This window comes from Pseudaeromonas pectinilytica, assembly GCF_054780855.1.
Genome location: NZ_BAAGVN010000322.1, coordinates 1 through 20,800, shown reverse-complemented (window position 1 = coordinate 20,800; position 20,800 = coordinate 1). Strand labels below are relative to the sequence as shown.

Sequence of the window (20,800 nt, the reverse complement as noted above, 5' to 3'; positions counted from 1 at the left end):
TACTTCCTGGATCATGCCGCCCCGTTCCCCGGTAATGGACATGGGCTTATGCAACTGGAGCGAAATTAGGATCAGCTATTTAGGAAAGTAAATTTCATTAAGAATACTATTTATTAATTCGAAAGTTTCGTTCATCATTTCGTCGGTTTCGAATGTCGATGCTTTCGATTGAGACCTTAATGAACCTCTCGTGGGTTCACCCCTGCCGCTTCCCCTCTAAGGGTGCGAGCGGTGTGTAACTGCCTTGAAAAGCTCGAGGAATAGATGATGAAAACCACACTCTGTACTTTGGTACTGAGCCTTGGCGTTTGCGCCGCTCATGCCACCAATTTTTATGTTAGCCCCACCGGCAGTGATGCCAACAGCGGTAGTTCACGTAGCACTTCCTTGGCCACCATCAATCAAGCATTGGAGCTCGCTCAGCCGGGTGACAAGGTTGTCTTGCTGTCGGGCGTCTACCTGCAGGATGTTGTTACCGTGCGTAGCGGTACTGCGACTGCTCCCATCCAGATCGTCGGCGCCGTTAGCACCTCTTTTGCTGACAGCAGCGGCTATGTGGCACCGATCGTGATCAAGGGTTCCGGCGACAGTGACCGCGTCTTCCAGATCCAGCACAGCTACATCAAGGTGCAGGATATTACGTTGGACGGTTTGGTCGGTGATGGATCGACCATGGACTCCTATCGGGATAAGTTGCTGTTTGTACACAACGATAACGAACCCGCCGGGATCAAGGGTGTTGCCATCCGCCGGGTCAACTTCCGTAATGCTGGCGGCGAATGTCTGCGTTTCCGTTACTTCGTACAGTCGTCAGAAATTGCCTACTCCACCTTTGAAAACTGTGGCGTTCATGATTTCAATTTCAAGGCGGGTGGCAAGAATGGCGAAGCCATTTATATCGGCACCTCCTTTAAACAGTGGGCCGATGGCAAGAACCCGACTGCGGACCCGGATCAGTCCAACAATAACCGTATCCATCACAACACCTTCAATACCCGGGGTAACGAGTGTGTGGATATCAAAGAGGGATCGACCGGCAACAAGGTTTATTCCAACGTCTGTAGCGGTCAGCTCGATCGGGAGTCCGCCGGTTTTAATTCCGCCGGTAACGGTAACTTGTTCTATAGCAATGTGGTGTATGGCAATGCGGGTTCTGGATTCCGTTTTGGCAGTGATACCAATGGCTATGGTATTGCCAACCAGGCTTGGAGCAATGAAATCGTCGATAATCAGGGCGTAGGATTCAATATCCAGGATGGTCTGCAGAAGAAACTGTGTGGCAATACGATCTCCGGTAATGCGCGTGGCGCTTTATATGTAGTCAGTGGTGCGGGTAGCTATACCCCGACGGCTACCTGTCCGTAACCGGATCCCGAATCTGTACTTCAGATGGCGCCTGTATGGCGCCATTTTTTATGTTCTCAACCGCACGGGATTGTTACACAACCGTTTCATTCTGCCTCTGGGCTGAGGTAAGGTGAGGTGAATGCTGACGGTAATGCTCCGGGTCGCCCTGCGGGTCTGCTGTCGTCAGTGGAGCTGGCAACTGGCGAGAGGGAAATGACATGACACTCGAGGAATTGAAGGCGCTTCATCTATCCCGCCCCTGGCAAGAGGCGGTGGTGCTATTTGATCGGTTGAGTATGGAGTGGGTGGTTGATTTTCGCGGCCATGATGAGAGTTTGCACCCATTAACCGATGCCAAAGGCTGTCGGGTCAGCTTTACCGACGAGCAAGTTGCCGAAGCGGCGATCGCCTTGGTCGGCGAGTGCCCGATCCAGTTTGTTCAGCAACAACGATCGTACGAAGACTAACGTGGAGTCTGCACCAGCTCTTAGCGGGGAAGCAACAGTGAGCTGGGGGCGCTCATCAGGGTCAATCCCAACACGATGAGCAGTATGCCTCCGGTAAAGGCAATGCCGTGACCGATTTGCTGCATATGGTAGCGATCCCGTTCCGGGCGCTGCAACAGACGCCACGCCAGGTGCTGTGCCCGTTGGCTCAATATCGCCAGCAACGAGACAGTCAGCGCGGTTCCTACCGCCATGGCCAGCGTGGCCACCACTCCCAACCAGAAGTGTTCCATCACTCGCGCCAGCACCAGGATCAACAAGGCCCCGCTGCAGGGGCGTAATCCCATGGAGCACAGAATGCCTAATCGGCTGCGCCAGTCATTGGCCTGATTCAGTGATTCGTGGTCTGGCACATGGTTATGTCCGCAGCCGCAGGGAATTGCTTCCGTGAGCAGAGGCTGATGCCGGATTCCCACTGGATCCAAGAGCGCGGCTGGTTGTGCGGGATGAGTAGCCAGCGAGCGTAGTGGGGCTATGATCCCCTGGATCTGCAGCGGCGGGCTCTGGTGATGTCGGGTCTGGCGGTAGAGCCGCCAGCCCTGGCGGAGTGCACGCTGGGCCAAAAATAACCCCATCAGGGCAACCAGTAAAAAACTCCCTCGATCCAGCCATACGCTGAATCCTTGCGCCTGACGAGCCGTTATGCCCAATAGCCAACCGGCGATGCCGATCAGGGCAATGGCCACCAAGGCTTGTAGCAGGGCGGCACCGATGGAGAGCTGCATGGCTTGGCGCAAACGACTGGGTTGGGTCGCCAGATAGGTGGCAATGACCATTTTCCCATGTCCGGGCCCCGCCGCATGAAACACCCCATAGGCAAAACTGACGCCGATCAGACTGGCGATCATGGCCGGTTCCAGGGTGGTGGAGGCGCGCAGCAAACTTCCCAGCTCACGGTGAAACTGCATTTGCCAGCGGATCAGCTGATAGCTGATGGTGGCCCAGTGTTGGCTGAGTTGATAACCGGCCAGGAGGATAAGGGTCGCGGTGACCAGCAGCAGAATCAAACGCTGGATGCTCATGGTGAGGTTCCGGTGTCGGGGGTGGAGCATTGCACTATGACCTGTTCGGCAAAGGCGGTACCGAGACCATCATCGGCCTGCTCGGTCTTGTCCAGGGAAACGGCGTAGCTTTGCTGCTCGCTACTGGGGTTGGGTGGCAGCAGTTGGCGTTGGCAGTGGACTGCGCCGTCGCCTTGCAGCTGCACCGCCTCTGGCTGGCGGTGCAGCATCTCGACGTAGTAGGTCGAGTCATAGATGGCAAATTGCAGACGCTTTCCCGCTAGCGGTAATGGTTCTTGCAGCGGAAGTTGATAATCGAAGCGGATCTGGCCGTTCAGCAGCGTGGCGCGCGCCTGAGTTCCCTGGCCAAAGTGGACCTTTTGCCCCTCCAGAGTCATCCGGGTGAGGTAGTTCTCGGTGGCCAGATTGGCCAGCGTCTCCTGTCCGAACAGGGCGAGCTCCTGCTCGACGCTATGGCCCTTGGCTTTGGCATCATCCAGAATGGTGGCGCTGTAGAACTCATCGAACAACCAACTTAGCTGCAGCCTCGTCAGCCGTTGCTGCTGATCGATGTGCAGTTGCGTGACCATGTCGATCCAGCTATGCGGGTGCGCCGCCACTGAGTTGCAGCCAAATAGCAGCAAGGGTAACAGTCGCTTCCCAACGGTTGGTAACAGTCTGGTCCAGGACATCACGAGCGCACTCCGAATCTAAAGGGTCCATCGAATCATTCAATGGACCCCGTTACCTTATCAGGGTTCCAGAGCCTTGAGCAGGGTGTCGAGATTGTGGTTCATTAGCGCCAGATAGTCCGGTGCATCACCTTTCGGGCCGGAGAGGGCATCGGAATAGAGCTTGCCACCTATGGTCACCTGAGTTTCTCGGCTAATTTGCTCCATCAGCCGCGGATCGCTGATGTTTTCCACAAATAGCGCCGGTACTTGCTGCTGGCGGATCTGCCGGATCAGCTGCGCCACCTGAGCAGCCGAGGGCTCGGCTTCAGTGCTCAGCCCTTGCGGTGCCAGCAACGTCAGGTGATAGGCATGAGCCAGATAACCGAAGGCATCGTGAGAGGTGATAGCGATACGACGCGAGGTCGGCAAGGCAGCGAAGCGCGCGCTGAATTGCTCATGGATAGCCCGCAGACGCGCCTTGTAGGCGGTGGCGTTGGCGGTGTAGTCCGCCTGATGGGCCGGGTCAACCTTTATCAGCCCCTTGGCGATATTATCGATATAGATCAGCACATTGGCCGGATCATTCCAGGCATGCGGGTCTACCGCGCCGTGATGATGATCTTCATCATCATGTCCATGGGCCTCTTCCTGCTCTTCTTCCTTGGTCATGGCCAATGGTGTTACCCCTTGGCTGGCGATTACCACAGCGCCACTGAAGCCGGATGACTCATGCAGACGTTCCAGCCAGCCTTCGAAACCGAGGCCATTACTGACCAGGAGTTTGGACTGAGCCAGGGTACGCACCGCCTGCGGCGAGGGTTGGTAGACATGGGCATCGCCATCGGCCCCGACCAGGGTGCTGACGGTGACATGGGAGCCGCCGACCTGTTGGACTAGGTTGCCAAGGATACTGAAAGTGGCGGTAACCGGCACGGGTTCGGCGTAGGAAACGCCGTTCATCAACAGAGCGCTCAGTAGCCCGAAGCGGGAAAACAGATTCAGTCGTCTCATTGTGACTCCTCTCATGGATGCGTGTATTGGTGCCTGAAGAAACTCAGGCTTCCAGATGTTTCAGGCGGATATAACGCCAGATCAGGCCGTTGCGCGTTCCGCATAACAGCGAGGCGAAGTAAAACAACCCCAGACACAGGATGATGGTCGGGCTGGTCGGCCACCCCAGATGGTAGGAGAGCAGCAAACCGCTGAACGAGGCGGCAAAAGCACTGGCACAGGCGCCCGCCAGTAAACCACCGAGGCTGGCACTCCAGTAGCGCATCGCGGCGCCGGGCAGGATCATCAGCCCTACTGCCATCAGAGTCCCCAGCGCGTGAAAACCGGCGATCAGATTCAGCACTGCCAATAACAAGAAGGCCATATGCACCCAGCTACCGGCCCGACTGACGGTGCCCAGGTAGTCTGGATCCAGGCACTCCAGCACCAAAGGTCGGAATAACCAGGCCATGGTCAATAGGGTGATGGTGGTGATACTACCTAGCAACCATAGGGCGCTATCATTCAATGCCAGCGCCGAGCCGAATAGCACATGCAGCAGGTCGACACTGCTGCCATGGGTCGAAATCAACAACACCCCCAGAGCCATGGAGATCAGGTAAAACGCCGCCAGGCTGCTGTCTTCGCCACTCTGGGTCAGCCGGGAAACCGCACCGGAGAGCAGCACCACAATACCGCCAGCAATCAGACCACCAATGGTCATGGCTTCTACCGAGAGACCGGCGATCAGATAACCGATCGCCGCACCGGGCAGGATGGCGTGGGACATGGCATCACCGGTCAGGCTCATGCGCCGCAACATCAGAAAAACTCCGATCAGCGGGCCACTGAGGCAAAGCGCCAGACAACCCGCCAGTGCACGTTGCATGAACTGGAACTCACTGAATGGGCTGATAAGAAGGTCGTAGATCATACGCTGGGCTCCGTGGGGCGATGGCATTCGGCGGCAGCCGGATCAGGCGCGGTTCGTTGATGACGGGCGCGGTGCAGATTGGCCTCCGTCACTACCTCCGGGGTTGCGCCCCAGGCGATCACCTCACGGGCCAGCAGCAAGGTGGTCGGAAAATGGCGGCTGACCTGATTCATATCGTGCAGCACGGCGAGAATGGTTTTGCCCTCCGATTGCCAGTCACGCAGCAAGCTCAGCAGATCTTCGGTGGTTTGCGAATCGATGGCGCTGAAGGGTTCGTCGAGCAACATCAGCTCGGCATCTTGCAACCAGAGGCGTGCAAACAGCGCGCGTTGCAATTGGCCGCCGGAGAGGGCGTCGAGATTCTCGTCTGCCATGCCGTCGAGTCCGACTCGCTCCAGTGCGCCATCAACTTTCAACCGATGCTGGCGAGCTAGGCGACCAAACAGACCACAGTGGCGCCATAAGCCCATGGCCACTACTTCACGCACACTGATGGGAAACTGGCGATCGATGCGGCTCAGTTGTGGCAAGTAGCCAATCTGCTGCCGGCTGACCGCCAGCTGGACCTGGCCATCGAGGGGCGGCAGTTGGCCGAGGATGCCCTTGAGCAGGGTGGATTTACCACCACCATTCGGGCCAATGACCGCCAGCAGGCTCCCTGTCGGGACTTGGCCATTGAGGTGATGCACCACCGGATGGCGGCCATAGCCTAGCGTCAGGTTATCGAATCGCAGCATGGATTACCTCATGGCCCAAAGCAGAGAGCCCCAGACCAAGGCAATCAGCAGGCTGACGATCAGGGTCCGGGTGACGATGCCGGTGAGTAAGAGTGAAGGCTTGGTCATGTTCAGAGCTGACTCTCAAGGTGAAATCAGGGTGGACGTTATAACATAACAATAATATCAAGCAATCCCTGTTCGAAAAGAAATACGGTATGCTGGGGACCGTTGATTCCCGCGTCGAGATACTTATGGTCCATAGCCACCGTTGCTGCCAGGGTGAGGTAGCTGTCAAGATGACTCCCAACCGGCAGTTGGTGTTGCAGTTGTTGCAGGCCAGTGGCAAGCCATTGAGTGCCTACGAGGTTCTAGACCGATTGCGGGAACAGGGTACCCAATGGCAACCGCCGACTGTTTATCGAGCGCTGGATTATCTGGTCGAACAGGGGCTGGCGCACTATCTGCAGTCGATCCAGAAATACGTGGTCTGTCCTCAGCAGGGATGTGAGCAGTTCAGTCAATTACTGATCTGTGTGCAGTGTGGGCAGGTACAAGAAGCACCCATGGCGCCGGCATTGCTGACGTTACTGAAAGCGCAGATGGCCGAGCAGCATTTCACCCTGGCTCCGCAGTTTCTGGAGTTAAAAGGCGTGTGTTTGCATTGTCAAAGCACCGCTGAGCTGCCACAGGTATAACAAAAAAGGCCCATAAAGGGCCTTTTTTGTGAACCACAAGGGGCTCGTTTTTATCCACGCGCACCGAGTGCTTGATTGCCGCCTATCAGGCTGGAGATCAGGCGATGATTTCGGCTGCTGGCACTCTCCTGTTCGACTGCCGGAGCTTCCAGAGTCAGACCCAAATCATCATCATCGGCAGTGACGGCTGCGGCAGGGGTCGGTTCCAGTGCCTGAATTTCGTTCTGGGCGCTTTGTACGGCGGCCAGGCGTTGCAGTGCCTCAACGCGGTTGATCTTCATGCCCTGCTCTTTGCAGGTGATGATCAACGGATCAAAGCTGGTGTCGCTGGACAGTATGGTGAACTGGCTGTCTGGATTGCGCTCCAGCAGGCGACCGAGCTGCATGGCAAAATGCAGATCGAATACCGGTTTGCTGGTGTTGGTAATCGCCATCAGCTCAATCTGTACCTTATGTTGCGCCTGAGCTAACAACAACTGGCTGACGATTTCGATCGGCAGATTGTTTTGCCCCTTTCCGACCACCAACATCACTTGTTGGAAGCGGTCCATGACACTCAGTGGCAGCTCTTGGGAATTGTCATTGTTAATAATCAGAATACGGTTGGCCATTCTTACTCTCCGTGTCGAACTACCGCCGAGGGGCGGTCTGAGTTTTTATTCGTTTGGGTACTAATTGTGCGCGGAGCGCAGTCGCTTGACTGTGATTTCAATCACGCCCCGTTTGCTCGCTTGGTATTTCTGGAAGCCGTTCCGCCGTTGGCAGCGTTAATTCCAGAGGAAACGCCTGACGCAATGCAACCTGGGTCAAAAAGATCCGGATGGCATCTGCCGTGCTCATCCCCAGTTTTTCCAGAACCGCCTCGGCGCGCTCCTTGAGTTCAGGCTCAACGCGGGCGCGAACCATGTCACTCTTGATGGTGGTCATGCAAACTCCTTGGTCACAGGGTGACGAGAACGGGGTGCGCAGCGTGCTACATCCGTGCTTCAGCAACAAGCGGATTGTTGGAAAAACCATCACCCGGTCACTCTTTTTTTACGTCTCAAATGTAACCAAGCAATGACCATGCCATTCATGGGGTTGGCGCAAGCCTGCATTGCCCGCATAATCATCCGGCGTGAATTTTTGTGGAGCGGATCATGAAATATGTAGGGGCTCATGTGAGCGCATCTGGTGGCGTCGAACTGGCTATTGGTCGCGCCAAGGCGCTGGGTGCCAATGCGTTGGCGCTCTTTACCAAAAATCAGCGGCAGTGGAGCGCGCCACCTTTGACCGAGCCGACGATCCGAGCATTCAAACAAGCTTGTGCCGAGGCTGGTTTCTTGCCGGAACAGATCCTGCCCCACGACAGCTATCTGATTAATCTGGGTCACCCGGAACCGGAAGCGCTGGCCAAATCCCGAGAGGCCTTTCTCGATGAATTACAGCGTTGCGAGCAGTTGGGTCTGTGTTATCTCAATTTTCATCCGGGTAGCCATCTGAAACAAATTCCCGAGCTGGTCAGTCTGAAACTGGTGAGTGAATCGATCAATTGGGCGCTGGAACAGACCCAAGGCGTCACTGCAGTGATCGAAAACACCGCCGGTCAGGGCAGCAATCTGGGTTGGTCGTTCGAGCAGTTGGCCACCATCATCGATGGCGTGGAAGACAAGAGCCGGATTGGGGTCTGTATCGATACCTGTCATGCCTTTGCTGCGGGCTACGATCTGCGGACAACCGCCGATTGTGAACGAACCTTCGATGAATTTTCCCGCTTGGTCGGTTTCGAGTATCTCAAAGGCATGCATATCAATGGCGCCAAGAGCACCTTTGGTAGCCGGGTGGATCGCCACCATAGTTTGCAGCAGGGAAATCTGGGGACTGAGGTGTTTCACTTCATCATGAATGACCCACGCTTTGATCGTATCCCCTTGATTCTTGAAACGGTTGAGCCGGAGATCTGGGCGGACGAGATCGCCTGGCTGCGCAGCCTGCAGGGGCAGGCTGGAGCCGTGGGAAAATAAATACAAGCCTGCCATAGGGTTAAGGTTGCACCGCTTGCCTCGCCTGCTCTACTATCGAGCGGCTATATTTATATAGCGTACTGATGCGGCGCTGCCGGAAAGGGAAGGTACTATCACCTATGTCACGCTGGACACTGCTATTTGCCTTGGCGTTAGCCTGTTGGCTGCCTATGCAGTCGGCATTTGCCTGGTTGCCTGTGCAGCAACCGGTTCGGGTTGACGCGTCCACCTCCGACTCCAGCCGCTCCTCTTCCGTTGCTGTCTCGCCAGCCGCCGGGATGGCGAATTGTCATGGCATGATGGCCATGACGGATCCCTCCATGCACCCAGATGCCACTCTGTCAGGTTCCGATGCTGCATCGGCCGATGGCTGCCCGATGCAGGTGACCTGGTTGAGCATGGATCATGGCGACAAGCATTGCAGCGCCTGTGTCCAGGTGCCTGCCGATTTGCCCCGCTTGGGTTTAGTGATTGATGTGGGTCCTCGTCAGCCGGATCTCGCTTCCGAGCTCAGGGCCGTTGATTATTGCGATTTTATCCCCGGGATCCCGGTTCCACCCCCCTGTCATTCCATGGCCTGACGGCTAGGCCTTTCTTGGCCTCTTTCTCGTATTGATATTTCGTTTCGCCCACCTTCGGTTTGTTCCGCAGGGATTGGTGACGTTTGAGAAATCGTGAGGATTTTTGGAATGACTATTTCTGCTTTTTGCGTTCGTACTCTGCGCAGTGCGGTTACCTTGGTTTTGCTCATGGTCAGCATGCTGTTCGCTCCTGCCTTCGCTGCCACACCCCATGCTCATGGTGATATGGCCGCCACATCTGAGGTGGCTTCCACTCCCGCTGCTGCTTCCCTCTACAACCTCAAAGGTGAAGTGGTGCAACTGCTGGATGGCCGCGTGGTGTTAAACCATCAGGCGGTGGCAGCCTTGAACTGGCCTGCCATGACCATGCCGTTTCAGCTGGCCACACCCGAACTGGTGCAAGGCTTGACGCCGGGGCTCCAGATTGAGGCGCAATTTGCGCTGGTCGAGAATGACTCACCGCGCATTCTTCAGTGGCAGGTCGCCAAGTAGTGCTTGTCTCGCTGTCGCTGCGTCATGGCGACAGCGTTTCCTCTGGCATGGCGATAAGGAATGACCATGAGCAAAGAACACAATATAACCATGTGGCGGCTGCTGGGCCTGTTGCTGCTTGGTGCGCTGTTGGGCAGCGTCGGGATGTGGGGCTGGCAATCATTATGGGCTCCTGCCGCGACCGTGATCCCTGGCGCAGGAAAACCCGACGAACGACAGATCCTCTACTATCGCAACCCGATGGGACTGGCCGATACCTCGGCGACGCCGAAGAAAGATGAGATGGGGATGCCGTATATCCCGGTCTATGCCGATGAGGTTGCGACCACGGGTTCTGCGTCGGTGGCCTCCGATCATGAACGACGGGTGCTCTATTACCGGAATCCGATGGGACTGGCGGATACCTCGCCGGTGCCGAAGAAAGACGAGATGGGCATGCCTTATATCCCGGTCTATGCCGAGGAAGAGACTGCCGTATCGCCCTCGACAGTGACGGTGAGCCCGGATCGCATCCAGTCTTTGGGGGTCACGACGGAGCTGGTGCGCCGTGGTGCATTGCAACGCACGCTACGGGCGGTTGGGCAATTGGCGGTGGATGAGCGCCGCAAGCGGACGATTGCCCCTAAATTTGGTGGCTGGATCGAGAGGTTGCCAGTGAACACTACCGGCCAGATGGTTGCTGCCGGTGAGACCTTGCTCGAGGTGTATAGTCCGGAGCTGATTGCGGCACAGCAGGAGTATTTGCTGGCACGGGAGTCCCAGACCCGCTTGCAGCTCGAGCCTGCGCTGGCGGGCGGCAAACGGATGAGCCTCAGTGATGGGGCTCTGCAACGGCTGCGCTTCTGGGATATCCCCGAGGCGGATGTGCAACGGCTGGCCCGGCATGGCGAGGTGCGGCGCACCCTGTCGCTGACGGCACCCGCTAGTGGAGTCGTGCTTACCAATAATGCGGTGCATGGCATGCGCTTCGAGGCGGGTCAGGCACTGTTCGAGTTGGCGGATTTGAGCCATTTGTGGCTGTTGGCCGATCTGTTTGAGCAGGATTTGCGTCTGGTTCAGGTGGGGCAAGCGGTGACCATTCGGGTGGCTGCCTATCCCGGCGAGACATTCAAGGGGCGGGTCGCCTTCATCTATCCCACTCTGAACGCGCAAACCCGAACGGTTCCGGTGCGGATTGAATTGAACAATCAGGCGGGGCGCCTGAAGCCAGCCATGTATGGCGAGGTGCAGTTGCAGGCCATGGTCGCGTCTGCCGATGCGCTGAGTGTACCGGAATCGGCACTGATCGATAGCGGAACGCGGCAGGTGGTGCTGGTCAGCCAGGGGAAGGGACGTTTTGTACCGCGCGAGGTCGAGGTTGGCGGCCATGGCGAGTCGGTTTCTAGCGAGTCGAATGAAAGCGCGGGCGAGCGCCGAGTGGTGGTATTACGCGGACTGCAGGCGGGTGAGTCTGTGGTGACCCGGGCGAACTTCCTGCTGGATAGCGAGAGTAATCTGAAGGCCGCATTTGCCGGACTGGTGCCAGCCGCGGTTTCGGCGGCTCAAACCACGGTCCCAGGCTCTCATTCTGGCGGAGGGCACTAAGTATGTTGGCACGAGTGATCCGCTGGTCCCTGTATAACCCCTTGCTGATCGTGTTGTTGACGCTGCTGGTGGTGATTGCGGGCGTGATGGCTTTGCTGCGCACCCCGTTGGACGCCATTCCCGATCTCTCGGATGTTCAGGTGATTGTCTATACCGAATATCCGGGGCAGGCACCTCAAGTCGTTGAAGATCAGGTGACCTATCCCCTGACCTCGGCTCTGCTTTCGGTTCCCAAGGCCAAGGTGGTGCGGGGTTTTTCCTTCTTCGGCGCCTCCTTTGTCTATGTGATTTTTGAGGATCATACCGATCTGTACTGGGCCCGCTCCCGGGTGCTGGAATATTTGAGCGGCTTAGCCGGCAAGCTGCCAACGGGGGTGAGTCCAACCCTGGGACCGGATGCTACCGGTGTCGGCTGGGTGTATCAGTATGCGCTGGTGGCCAAGAATCAGGGGGCGGGCGTTGGTGAGTCCCTCGAGTCGTTGCGCTCGTTGCAGGATTGGACTCTGCGTTATCCCCTGGCGGCGACACCGGGTGTTGCCGAGGTCGCTAGCGTCGGCGGCTTCGTCAAGCAGTACCAGGTGGTGCTGGATCCGCGCAAATTGCAGGCTTATGGACTGTCACCGCTCGAGGTGATGGCCATGATCCGCGACAGCAATCAGGACGTGGGGGGCCGGGTCATCGAGCTGGCCGAAACCGAGTTCATGGTGCGCAGCAAGGGCTATCTGCGTGGGACCGAGGATTTGCGCGAGCTGGTGATCCGCGAGGTAAACGGCACGCCGATCCGACTGGCCGATGTGGCTCGGGTCGAGTTGACGCCCGATGAGCGACGCGGTCTGACGGAGTTGAATGGTGACGGAGAGGTGGTATCCGGCATCGTCGTGGCTCGCAGCGGCGAAAATGCTCTCGGTGTCATCGAGCGGGCTAAACAAAAGATGGAGTCGCTCAAACAGAGTCTGCCGGCTGGCGTCGAGGTGCTGACTACCTATGACCGCTCCGAGTTGATCCATCGGGCGATTGCGACCCTGCAGAAGACCTTACTCGAAGAAAGCGGCATTGTGGCGCTGGTGTGCGTGTTGTTTTTGCTGCATGTCCGTAGCGCGCTGGTGGCGATCCTGGTACTACCCGTGGGCGTGTTGACGGCTTTTATTGCCATGCGCTGGTTGGGGATCAACGCCAATATCATGAGCCTAGGCGGCATTGCCATCGCCATTGGTGCCATGATCGATGCCGGTATCGTCATGGTGGAAAATGCACATAAACATCTGGAGCGTGCGCCTCCAGGGACCCCGCGTCGCGAGGTGATTCTGGCGGCGTGTCAGGAGGTGGGACCTGCGCTGTTCTTCTCCTTGTTGATCATCACACTCTCGTTCTTGCCGGTCTTTACCCTGGAGGATCAGGAGGGGCGGCTATTCAGCCCCTTGGCCTTTACCAAGACCTTTGCCATGGCCTCGGCGGCGCTGTTGTCGGTGACTCTGGTGCCGGTGCTGATGTGGCTATTTATCCGCGGCAAGGTGGTAGCTGAGCAAGCTAACCCCTTGAATCGCTGGCTGATTGCCCTCTACAAGCCCTGCATCCATCTGGTATTGCGCGCCAAGACGGTCACGCTAGTACTGGCACTCCTGATCCTGGCGGCGACCCTCTACCCGCTCAAACATATCGGCAGTGAGTTCATGCCCAGCCTGCACGAAGGCTCTTTGCTGTTTATGCCAGCGGCGTTACCGGGGATGTCGATCACCAAGGCGGCCGAGGTGATTCAAGTGCAGGATCGTATCATCAAGTCGTTTCCCGAAGTGGCATCCGTGCTGGGCAAGGCGGGCCGAGCCAACACGGCGACCGATCCGGCGCCGCTGGAGATGTTTGAAACCCTAATCAACCTGAAACCCGAGAGTGAATGGCGAGCAGGGATGACGTTGGAGACGTTGATCGATGAACTGGATCAGGCGGTCAAGATGCCGGGGATAGCCAACTCCTGGACCATGCCGATCCGGGCACGGATCGACATGCTGGCGACCGGTATTCGAACACCCGTCGGTATCAAGGTGTTCGGCCCGGATCTGGTGGGCATCGAGGCTCTGGCGCGCCAGGTCGAGGCGGTGGTCAAGACTCTACCTGGAACGCGTAGTGCCTATGCCGAGCGCATCACGGGAGGCTCTTATCTGACCTTGACCCCGGATCGACAGGCCCTGGCCCGCTATGGTGTGACCATGGCGACTGTGCAGCAGGTGATCGCCACCGCATTGGGCGGCGAGCGCGTCACTACCACGGTGGAGGGACGGGAACGTTATGCGGTGGTGATGCGTTATCCCAGGGAGCTGCGGGATACCCCTCATGCGATTGTCCGCGAGGTGTTGGTGCCAACGGCTAGCAATGGTTTGATTCCGTTAGGTAGTCTGGTCTCTTTGCGTCTGGAGCAGGGGCCGCCGAGCATCCGCACCGAGAATGCGCAGCTGAGTGCCTATCTGTATGTGGATGCGACCGATCCAGATATCGGCGGTTGGGTGAGCCATGCCCAGCAGCAGGTAGCGCAGGCGCTGGAGGCCGGTCAGATTGTCATGCCGCCTGGCTATCATCTGGTATGGAGTGGGCAGTTCGAATCCATGGAGCGGGCCAAGGCGCGGCTGATGTGGGTGGTCCCCTGTACCCTGTTGTTGATCTTGCTGCTGCTCTATCTCAACTTCCGGAATTTGACCGACAGTCTGATCGTCCTGTTGTCGGTGCCATTTGCCTTGGTGGGCGGTGTCTGGCTGCTATGGTGGCTCGGTTATGCCTGGTCGGTGGCGGTAGCGGTCGGGTTTATCGCGTTGGCCGGGGTGGCTGCCGAGACCGGGGTGGTGATGCTGGTCTATCTGGAACAGGCTTGGGCTCAGATCCAGCAACAGCGGCAGCAGGAACAGAGATCCGCGACGCTGAGCGATCTTTATGGCGCCATACTGCACGGTGCTGCGGAGCGGGTGCGTCCCAAGATGATGACGGTGGTGACCATCATTGCCGGTCTGTTGCCCATCATGTGGGGAACCGGGACCGGCTCGGAAGTGATGCGCCGGATTGCCGCTCCCATGGTCGGAGGCATGCTGTCGTCAACCCTGCTCACCTTGCTGGTGATTCCGGTGATTTATGCGCTGGTGAAACAATGGCAACATCGATTGTCATCCGCGGATATCGAGCGATAACAGATTAAAAAAACCGGCTTGCGCCGGTTTTTTTATAGTCTGACTCAGATCCGCGGTGTTTTGGCGCGCAGCATCATGAGGATGCCCAGCAGAATAAAGGGCACACTCAACCACTGTCCGACACTGATGCTATAGCCCACCTCGTAGGCGGCCTGTGGTGTTTTGAAGAACTCCAGCAGGAAACGGGAACCAAAGATCAGCGTCATAAACAGACCGAAAGCCAACCCCTCGCGTTGCATTTTGTTCAGCCGGTAGAGCACTAGCAGCAGAATAAAGGTCAGCAGATAGCAGCCTGCCTCATACAATTGCACCGGGTGACGGGGCAGCATGTCGACTTTTTCGAACACCACGCCCCAGCTACCGTCTGTGGGGAGGCCGACGATTTCCGAGTTCATGAAGTTACCCAGACGAATGAAGCAAGCGGTCAGTGCCGTCGGGATAGCCAGCCGATCCAGCAGCCAGAGGAGCCGGACATCGGAATGCTGACGGACAAATATCAGGATGGCTAGCAACACCCCCAGAGTGCCGCCGTGGCTGGCGAGCCCACCCTTCCAGATTTTCAAAATTTCCCATGGATTATTGAAGTAATACGCTGGCTCGTAGAACACCACATGAGCCAGGCGAGCACCCAGCACGGTACCAATGAAGATAAAGGTCAGCAGTTTGTCCAACTGCTCGGTAGGGTGGCCCTCGCGGCGATAAATCCACTGCATGATCTGGTAGCCCAGTAAAAAGCCGCCGGCGAACAACACGCCATACCAATGAATGGCCAAGGGGCCGAGTTGTAGCAATATCGGATCTGCATTCCAGTGAATCATCCTGCCTCCGCAGCGGATCAACAATGAGGTGAGTGTGAGCTGTGGGACAAAGGGTATCACGTCCTTTTCCCGGGTGTGAGTTCTGTTCTTCTTGGTGTTCTTGGCTCGCGGCGTGGTGGTTGATTGCTGTGCCAACTATGCTTGAGGCGTGAGGATGTGGGAGATACGTGATGAGCATCTACCGGGGAAAAGAGCGGCGTTATGCGCGGCGTCGGGAGCAGGATGATCGGCGAGCCGATATCCGCTGGGAGCTGGATAAAGAGGATCGTCGCCATGGTGTTGGCCGTCGGCAGAGTGATGTATCCCCCCGCTTCTGGATTGAGCCGGATCGAAACGGCTGAAGACGTTCACTGGACCATGGCTCGGCTCGAGAGCCCGCTCCCATTCCGAGAGCTGACATTTGCTGACATCCGCTGAAATTGGCTGAAACTGTTATTGATCAATCTATTGCGAGCATTCCCGCCTAGTCTGGACCGAGGACAGGCATTCAGGAACGGGATACATGCGCAGAGTGATGTGGCTGCTGTTGTTTTGTAATGAGCTGCTGGCGAACGGACCATCTGCCTCGCAGGACCGTATTACGCTTTGCTACGATCATTGGCCTCCAGCGACGATTCATGCCTCGGTACGAGAGCCGCGGCATGGTTTCATGGTGGATATGGCCCGGGATATTTTTTTACAGGCCAATTATGCCGTTACCTTGCGTGAGGTACCGTATGCCCGTGGTTTGCACGATGTGGTTGCCGGTGGCTGTGATGTCATGCTGTTGATGCCCAAGTTACCTGGTCGTGGGGTTCGCTATCCTCGCCTGCCAGCCATGCACTCGAGAAACGGTTTCTTTGTCCCGGCCCACAGCCAGTGGCAATATCGTGGTTTAGCTTCGTTAGCCCGCCTGCGAATTGGCAATATTATTGGCTATGACTACAGCAGCATCAGCCCCGCTTTCGCCGCCTTTATCGCCCAACCTGCCGCTGGCGCATCGATTATTACCAAGAGTGGCGCTCAAGCGTTGCCTCAGCTGTTGAGTCTGCTGGCGCTCGGGCGTCTGGATCTCATGGTGGAGGACGAACAGGTAGCCCGGTATCTGTTACGACGTCAGGGGTTGGCGAATCAGGTCAAACAAGTTGGTGCTTTTTCTACCACCTTGGCCCTGTACCCCGGCTTTTCCAATCGTTATCCAGGTGTCGACAAATTAGTTGCGCTCTGGGATTTGGCGATGCAGCCTTCCCAAATTTCGGGTCGTTTAATGCAGCGGATGGCTGATTACTAGTTAAGACGGCTCTATTGAGATACCGGCAATTGTTGCAAGAGAGGTGCGAGCCGAGGCTATTCGTGGTGAAATAACCGCCTTGATGTTTACCTTGTTCTCATTGATCAGGAATTGATGCACACATGAATCGCACAGTAAATTGGCGGCCATTGCTGGGGCTGCTCGCCATGCCGAATCTGGCGACCGCTATTCCATTGAAAGACTTCATGGATACCGGCTTTATCGGTGGTGGCGTGATGCTGTTTGTTATTGGTCTGATCATGATTTTCATCCCTCGCCTGTTCAAGTGGGGTGTCATGACGATGTTGTTGGCGGATATCCTGTTCTTGGTGCGAATATTCTTTCGCAAGGAGGTCACGGATTATTTGGCAACACAGAGTAACTATGCCGCGATCATCGAAGACATGAGCCGTGATGCGGCTCGTTTTATCACGGTACTGAGCGTGATTTCGGTCGTGATCGCTCTGTTGGCTTGTCGCGGTTTTGTGTTGGCATTTTTCATCGCCTCGCCTGTGAGCAATAAGAACGGGAAGCGGCGTCGCTCTGTGCCTCAGCGAGAGAATACTTCGTCGCCGACGGTTCGCGATGGCAAGCGTCCGCGGATTGATCGGGATCAAGAACCTGGTTTTGGTCCTCAGTCCAGACATTCATCACCGACCCTGTCATCCCGTCAATATGAGTAGCGCCGAGCCCGGCGTGAGGGCTCAGGGTTTCGTAAGGGTCCTCGTCGGGTATTTTCTGGCCCTCACAATCTAATATTTCGTTTTAACATCACAAGATAACCTTCTGCCCCGTGGCAGGCGTTATTGGTGGAGATAGCCAAGAGCAAACATGGACGCACACAATAAACAGAAATTACCGGCAATCACGCTTGCGGCGATTGGTGTCGTGTATGGCGATATTGGCACTAGCCCTCTGTATACCTTTAAAGAGTGTTTTTCCCCGCATATTGGTTTGGCTCCCACTCAGGGTGTGGTTTTTGGCTTTCTTTCATTAATCTTCTGGTCATTAATTCTGGTTGTTTCCGTCAAGTATTTGGCCTTCGTGCTACGGGCGGATAACCGAGGCGAGGGGGGCATTTTAACGCTGATGTCGTTGGCGGGTCGCAATACTCCACCTGCCATGACGACGTTACTACTGGTCTTGGGATTGATCGGTGGCGGATTTTTTTACGGTGAAGTGGTCATCACTCCTGCCATGTCGGTGTTATCGGCTCTCGAGGGGCTGCAAGTCGTAACCCCGCTATTCACGCCTTATATATTACCCGTCGCTATCGTGGTGCTGACCCTCTTATTCATGATTCAGAAGCATGGCACCGCCCAGGTTGGCCGATTATTTGGCCCTATCATGTTGCTTTGGTTTTGTTCTCTGGGGGTCTTAGGGTTGATCTCAATCATCAAGCACCCCGAGATTTTGGCCGCCATGCATCCCAAGTGGGCGATCCAGTTTTTCGCTGCCTATAAGTGGATTGGCTTCGTGGCCCTTGGTTCTGTGGTCTTGGCGATTACTGGTGTCGAGGCTCTGTACGCCGACATGGGCCATTTTGGTAAGAAACCCATTCGCCTGGCTTGGGTGGTTGTGGTATTACCCGCTTTATTACTCAATTACTTTGGGCAAGGCGCCTTGATATTGAGTGATCCGACAGCGACAAAAAACCCGTTTTTCCTGTTGGCGCCTGATTGGGCGCTGGTACCTATGGTCATACTGGCAACTTTGGCAACTGTGATTGCTTCGCAGGCGGTTATTTCCGGCGTATTTTCGCTGACCCGGCAGGCGGTTAGGCTTGGTTATCTACCGGGTATGACGATTAAGCACACCTCCGAAAGTGAAGCGGGCCAGATTTATCTGCCTTTCATCAACTGGATGTTATTCATCGCGGTGATTGTGGTGGTGGTTGCATTCCGGGAATCCAGTAATCTGGCGGCTGCGTATGGCATCGCCGTAACTGGGACTATGGTGATTACCACGGTTCTGGCTTGTACTGTGGCTCGTTATAACTGGGACTGGCCGAGCCTGCTGGTCAGAACGTTACTCATTGCCATGTTGATCATTGATGTACCATTTTTTGCTGCCAATGCATTGAAATTATTGGCTGGTGGCTGGTTACCGCTGGCTCTGGGTTGTGTGATGTTTACCGTGATGGCGACGTGGAAGTGGGAGCGTTTTCTACTATTTCGACAGTTGTCGCGCATGAGCATGCCCTTGGAGGCGTTCATCCACTCGTTAAACAAGGATCAGCCGGCAAGGGTTCCAGGCACGGCTATTTATATGGCGCGAACCCAGCAAGGGGTACCCCATGCGTTATTGCATAACTTGAAACATAACAAGGTATTGCACGAACGGGTGGTGATCATGACATTCCGAACTCAGGACGTGCCTTTTGTAGAACCAGATCAGCATGTTCAGATTGAACGCTTGTCGGAGACATTTTGGCGCATTTCTGCAACCTATGGCTTTCATGAAACGCCAGATGTTGATGAGGTATTCCGGCGCTGTGCCCAGAAAGGGATGATATTCAATTTGATGGGCACATCGTTCTTTCTGTCTCGCGAAACGCTGATCCCGACTCGTCGGTCATTGTTTGCGATGTGGCGGGTGAAGCTGTTTATCTTGTTAAGCAAGAACTCACTGCGTGCCAATGACTTCTTTCATATCCCGGCGAATAGAGTGGTGGAACTGGGTGTGCAGGTGGAGTGCTGACAGTAGGCAGAGCTGGATGAGGAGGGAGTATGCCTCCCTCATTCATCTGGATCAGGCTTTGATATTTTTAATGATATTCAAGCGTTGAAGGTCTGGGCGCAATTGTCCTGCTGCAACATTCCGTGCAATAGCCTGATAGCGATTTTTACAGCCTGTCTTGCGGATGGCGCTATTGAGGTGGAAGTTAACGGTCCGCTCGGTAATTCCCAGAATTTTTGCCGCCTCCCAAGAAGTCTTTCCCTCGCTGACCCAGAACAGACATTGACGTTCGCGTTCGGAAAGATTCGGACCGGGTGGGCTCATTAAATCGCAGGCGCGTTGGAATATATACGGATAGAGCATGCCAAGTTGTGGCAGCGTGGATAGTACATCACCGGTTGCGTGCTCACGGCTCAAATGTAACATGCCATGATGACCTTGCCCGCTATGTATCGGTAAGGTAACGCCTTCGCGCATTCCATGTTCTGCGCGCTGGTCCATGATGGCCATGCCTTTTTCCGTCACCATGGTATCGGTAATGGATAACTCGTGCCAGATAATGGGCTGATTTTGGCGCAGAGCCATAAGTAGTAGTGGATCATGGGCAGCGAGCTGATTCTGCCAATACTGTTCAAGCCAATTTTCCGGACTGTGGCTGAAAATCGAGACATGAGATTGCAATAACCCTGACGGCAAAAACAGATTGAATTGGTAGTAATCAAAGCCAGATTTTTTTGCCAACTCGAATAGAGTTTGGTTCAGACATTCTGCACTGGGACATTCCCGAACAAATCGAATTTGGGTCGCGAGTGGGGCATTTTGAAACATTGTACAAATTCCTTCCATAAATGGTTTCGGTTCACCAGTCCCTGGAGATTTACCTCACTCCCGAATGGCCTCAGCGCTTGCGCCTAAATGAACGTAGGTAATATACAATCAAATGGCAAGTACTCCTGCTATAAAGCGCATGTATTCCTGCAAATAAGGGCCACAAACTTTGATTTGGCTCCCAATGAGGTTTTTCCTATGAGCTTCCAGGCCTTCAACTGTAGGTAAGTTTGGATATTTGGGGGCTTTATGTGCAGGTTTTAGCAGGTGTGATGTAATTTTGTCCGGTTGACCTGGTTTTTAAAGAAAATCCTTGTCAGGCGAAACGAGCTCCCTATAATGCGCCCTCATCGACGGACGAGATGTCCGGGAGCGTTGAAAGCAAAGCAAAAAATGCTTGACTGACAACGCGGGTTGCGTAGACTACGCATCCCACGACAGCTGAGGCTGTCACGCTCTTTAACAATCAAATCAAGCAATCTGTGTGGGCACTCACAGGAATTGGATGT

At 55.7% G+C, this 20,800-nt stretch carries 21 protein-coding genes; 12 read left to right on the top strand and 9 right to left on the bottom strand.

Features of this window, described 5'->3' with window-relative positions; genetic code table 11:
• The first annotated feature begins 264 nt into the window (after window positions 1-264).
• Together ACYVG7_RS13885 and ACYVG7_RS13880 are read left to right on the top strand one after the other, a co-directional pair.
• The gene (locus tag ACYVG7_RS13885) at window positions 265-1,365 is read left to right on the top strand and encodes a right-handed parallel beta-helix repeat-containing protein (RefSeq protein ID WP_460883682.1); all 1,101 of its coding nucleotides are present in this window, start codon (window positions 265-267) and stop codon (window positions 1,363-1,365) included.
• A 200-nt stretch (window positions 1,366-1,565) separates the two neighbouring features.
• Window positions 1,566-1,814, top strand: coding sequence for a hypothetical protein (locus ACYVG7_RS13880; RefSeq protein ID WP_460883681.1), 249 nt, complete (start codon window positions 1,566-1,568; stop codon window positions 1,812-1,814).
• Between the two features lie 20 nt (window positions 1,815-1,834).
• On the opposite strand, the gene ACYVG7_RS13875 is transcribed toward ACYVG7_RS13880, so the two are convergent.
• The 5 genes from ACYVG7_RS13875 to aztA are packed head-to-tail and all read right to left on the bottom strand — an operon-like array spanning window position 1,835 to window position 6,189.
• Complete coding sequence (locus ACYVG7_RS13875) at window positions 1,835-2,875, bottom strand: nickel/cobalt transporter (protein ID WP_460883680.1); 1,041 nt, start codon at window positions 2,873-2,875, stop codon at window positions 1,835-1,837.
• Window positions 2,872-3,546 carry a DUF1007 family protein gene (locus ACYVG7_RS13870; RefSeq protein WP_460883679.1) on the bottom strand — a complete coding sequence of 225 codons (675 nt, stop codon included), beginning with the start codon at window positions 3,544-3,546 and terminating at the stop codon, window positions 2,872-2,874. The genes ACYVG7_RS13875 and ACYVG7_RS13870 overlap by 4 nt, the downstream gene beginning before the upstream one ends.
• Window positions 3,547-3,606: 60 nt before the next feature.
• The gene (locus ACYVG7_RS13865) at window positions 3,607-4,539 is read right to left on the bottom strand and encodes a metal ABC transporter solute-binding protein, Zn/Mn family (RefSeq protein WP_460883678.1); all 933 of its coding nucleotides are present in this window, start codon (window positions 4,537-4,539) and stop codon (window positions 3,607-3,609) included.
• Window positions 4,540-4,582: 43 nt separating this feature from the next.
• Complete coding sequence (locus ACYVG7_RS13860; protein WP_460883677.1) at window positions 4,583-5,452, bottom strand: metal ABC transporter permease; 870 nt, start codon at window positions 5,450-5,452, stop codon at window positions 4,583-4,585.
• Complete coding sequence (aztA, locus tag ACYVG7_RS13855; protein WP_460883676.1) at window positions 5,449-6,189, bottom strand: zinc ABC transporter ATP-binding protein AztA; 741 nt, start codon at window positions 6,187-6,189, stop codon at window positions 5,449-5,451. The genes ACYVG7_RS13860 and aztA overlap by 4 nt, the downstream gene beginning before the upstream one ends.
• A 197-nt stretch (window positions 6,190-6,386) precedes the next feature.
• Between aztA and ACYVG7_RS13850 the strand changes: the two genes are divergently transcribed.
• Window positions 6,387-6,866 (top strand): Fur family transcriptional regulator, encoded by a 480-nt coding sequence (locus tag ACYVG7_RS13850; protein WP_460883675.1) that lies wholly within the window; start codon window positions 6,387-6,389, stop codon window positions 6,864-6,866.
• Window positions 6,867-6,916: 50 nt separating this feature from the next.
• Here the strand turns inward: ACYVG7_RS13850 and ACYVG7_RS13845 are convergent, their stop codons facing one another.
• Together ACYVG7_RS13845 and ACYVG7_RS13840 are read right to left on the bottom strand one after the other, a co-directional pair.
• On the bottom strand, window positions 6,917-7,477 hold the full coding sequence (locus tag ACYVG7_RS13845; RefSeq protein ID WP_460883674.1) for a PIN domain-containing protein: 561 nt from the start codon (window positions 7,475-7,477) through the stop codon (window positions 6,917-6,919).
• A 97-nt stretch (window positions 7,478-7,574) separates the two neighbouring features.
• Window positions 7,575-7,793 carry a type II toxin-antitoxin system RelB/DinJ family antitoxin gene (locus tag ACYVG7_RS13840; RefSeq protein ID WP_460883673.1) on the bottom strand — a complete coding sequence of 73 codons (219 nt, stop codon included), beginning with the start codon at window positions 7,791-7,793 and terminating at the stop codon, window positions 7,575-7,577.
• A 212-nt stretch (window positions 7,794-8,005) separates the two neighbouring features.
• Here ACYVG7_RS13840 and nfo point away from each other — a divergent pair, with 212 nt between their 5' ends.
• The 5 genes from nfo (at window position 8,006) to ACYVG7_RS13815 (ending at window position 14,696) form a co-directional block, all read left to right on the top strand.
• A complete protein-coding gene (nfo, locus tag ACYVG7_RS13835) occupies window positions 8,006-8,869 on the top strand; it encodes a deoxyribonuclease IV (RefSeq protein ID WP_460883672.1) in 864 nt (287 codons plus the stop codon).
• A 119-nt stretch (window positions 8,870-8,988) separates the two neighbouring features.
• The gene (locus ACYVG7_RS13830) at window positions 8,989-9,450 is read left to right on the top strand and encodes a hypothetical protein (protein WP_460883671.1); all 462 of its coding nucleotides are present in this window, start codon (window positions 8,989-8,991) and stop codon (window positions 9,448-9,450) included.
• Window positions 9,451-9,558: 108 nt separating this feature from the next.
• Complete coding sequence (locus ACYVG7_RS13825; RefSeq protein ID WP_460883670.1) at window positions 9,559-9,942, top strand: copper-binding protein; 384 nt, start codon at window positions 9,559-9,561, stop codon at window positions 9,940-9,942.
• A gap of 66 nt (window positions 9,943-10,008) precedes the next feature.
• Window positions 10,009-11,526 (top strand): efflux RND transporter periplasmic adaptor subunit, encoded by a 1,518-nt coding sequence (locus tag ACYVG7_RS13820; RefSeq protein ID WP_460883669.1) that lies wholly within the window; start codon window positions 10,009-10,011, stop codon window positions 11,524-11,526.
• 2 nt (window positions 11,527-11,528) lie between these two features.
• Window positions 11,529-14,696, top strand: coding sequence for an efflux RND transporter permease subunit (locus ACYVG7_RS13815; protein WP_460883668.1), 3,168 nt, complete (start codon window positions 11,529-11,531; stop codon window positions 14,694-14,696).
• A gap of 44 nt (window positions 14,697-14,740) precedes the next feature.
• On the opposite strand, the gene lgt is transcribed toward ACYVG7_RS13815, so the two are convergent.
• On the bottom strand, window positions 14,741-15,514 hold the full coding sequence (gene lgt, locus ACYVG7_RS13810; protein WP_460883667.1) for a prolipoprotein diacylglyceryl transferase: 774 nt from the start codon (window positions 15,512-15,514) through the stop codon (window positions 14,741-14,743).
• Between the two features lie 170 nt (window positions 15,515-15,684).
• On the opposite strand from lgt, the gene ACYVG7_RS13805 reads away from it, so the two are divergent.
• From ACYVG7_RS13805 to kup, 4 genes are all read left to right on the top strand, one after another.
• Entirely contained in the window at window positions 15,685-15,855 is a 171-nt protein-coding gene (locus tag ACYVG7_RS13805) for a hypothetical protein (RefSeq protein WP_460883666.1), read from the top strand.
• A 161-nt stretch (window positions 15,856-16,016) separates the two neighbouring features.
• Window positions 16,017-16,784, top strand: a complete 768-nt coding sequence (locus ACYVG7_RS13800) for a hypothetical protein (RefSeq protein ID WP_460883665.1) — start codon at window positions 16,017-16,019, stop codon at window positions 16,782-16,784.
• A 122-nt stretch (window positions 16,785-16,906) separates the two neighbouring features.
• Complete coding sequence (locus ACYVG7_RS13795; RefSeq protein ID WP_460883664.1) at window positions 16,907-17,467, top strand: hypothetical protein; 561 nt, start codon at window positions 16,907-16,909, stop codon at window positions 17,465-17,467.
• Between the two features lie 148 nt (window positions 17,468-17,615).
• Entirely contained in the window at window positions 17,616-19,484 is a 1,869-nt protein-coding gene (gene kup, locus ACYVG7_RS13790; RefSeq protein ID WP_460883663.1) for a low affinity potassium transporter Kup, read from the top strand.
• A gap of 51 nt (window positions 19,485-19,535) precedes the next feature.
• Here the strand turns inward: kup and ACYVG7_RS13785 are convergent, their stop codons facing one another.
• The gene (locus ACYVG7_RS13785; protein WP_460883662.1) at window positions 19,536-20,291 is read right to left on the bottom strand and encodes a LuxR family transcriptional regulator; all 756 of its coding nucleotides are present in this window, start codon (window positions 20,289-20,291) and stop codon (window positions 19,536-19,538) included.
• Window positions 20,292-20,800: the final 509 nt, after the last annotated feature.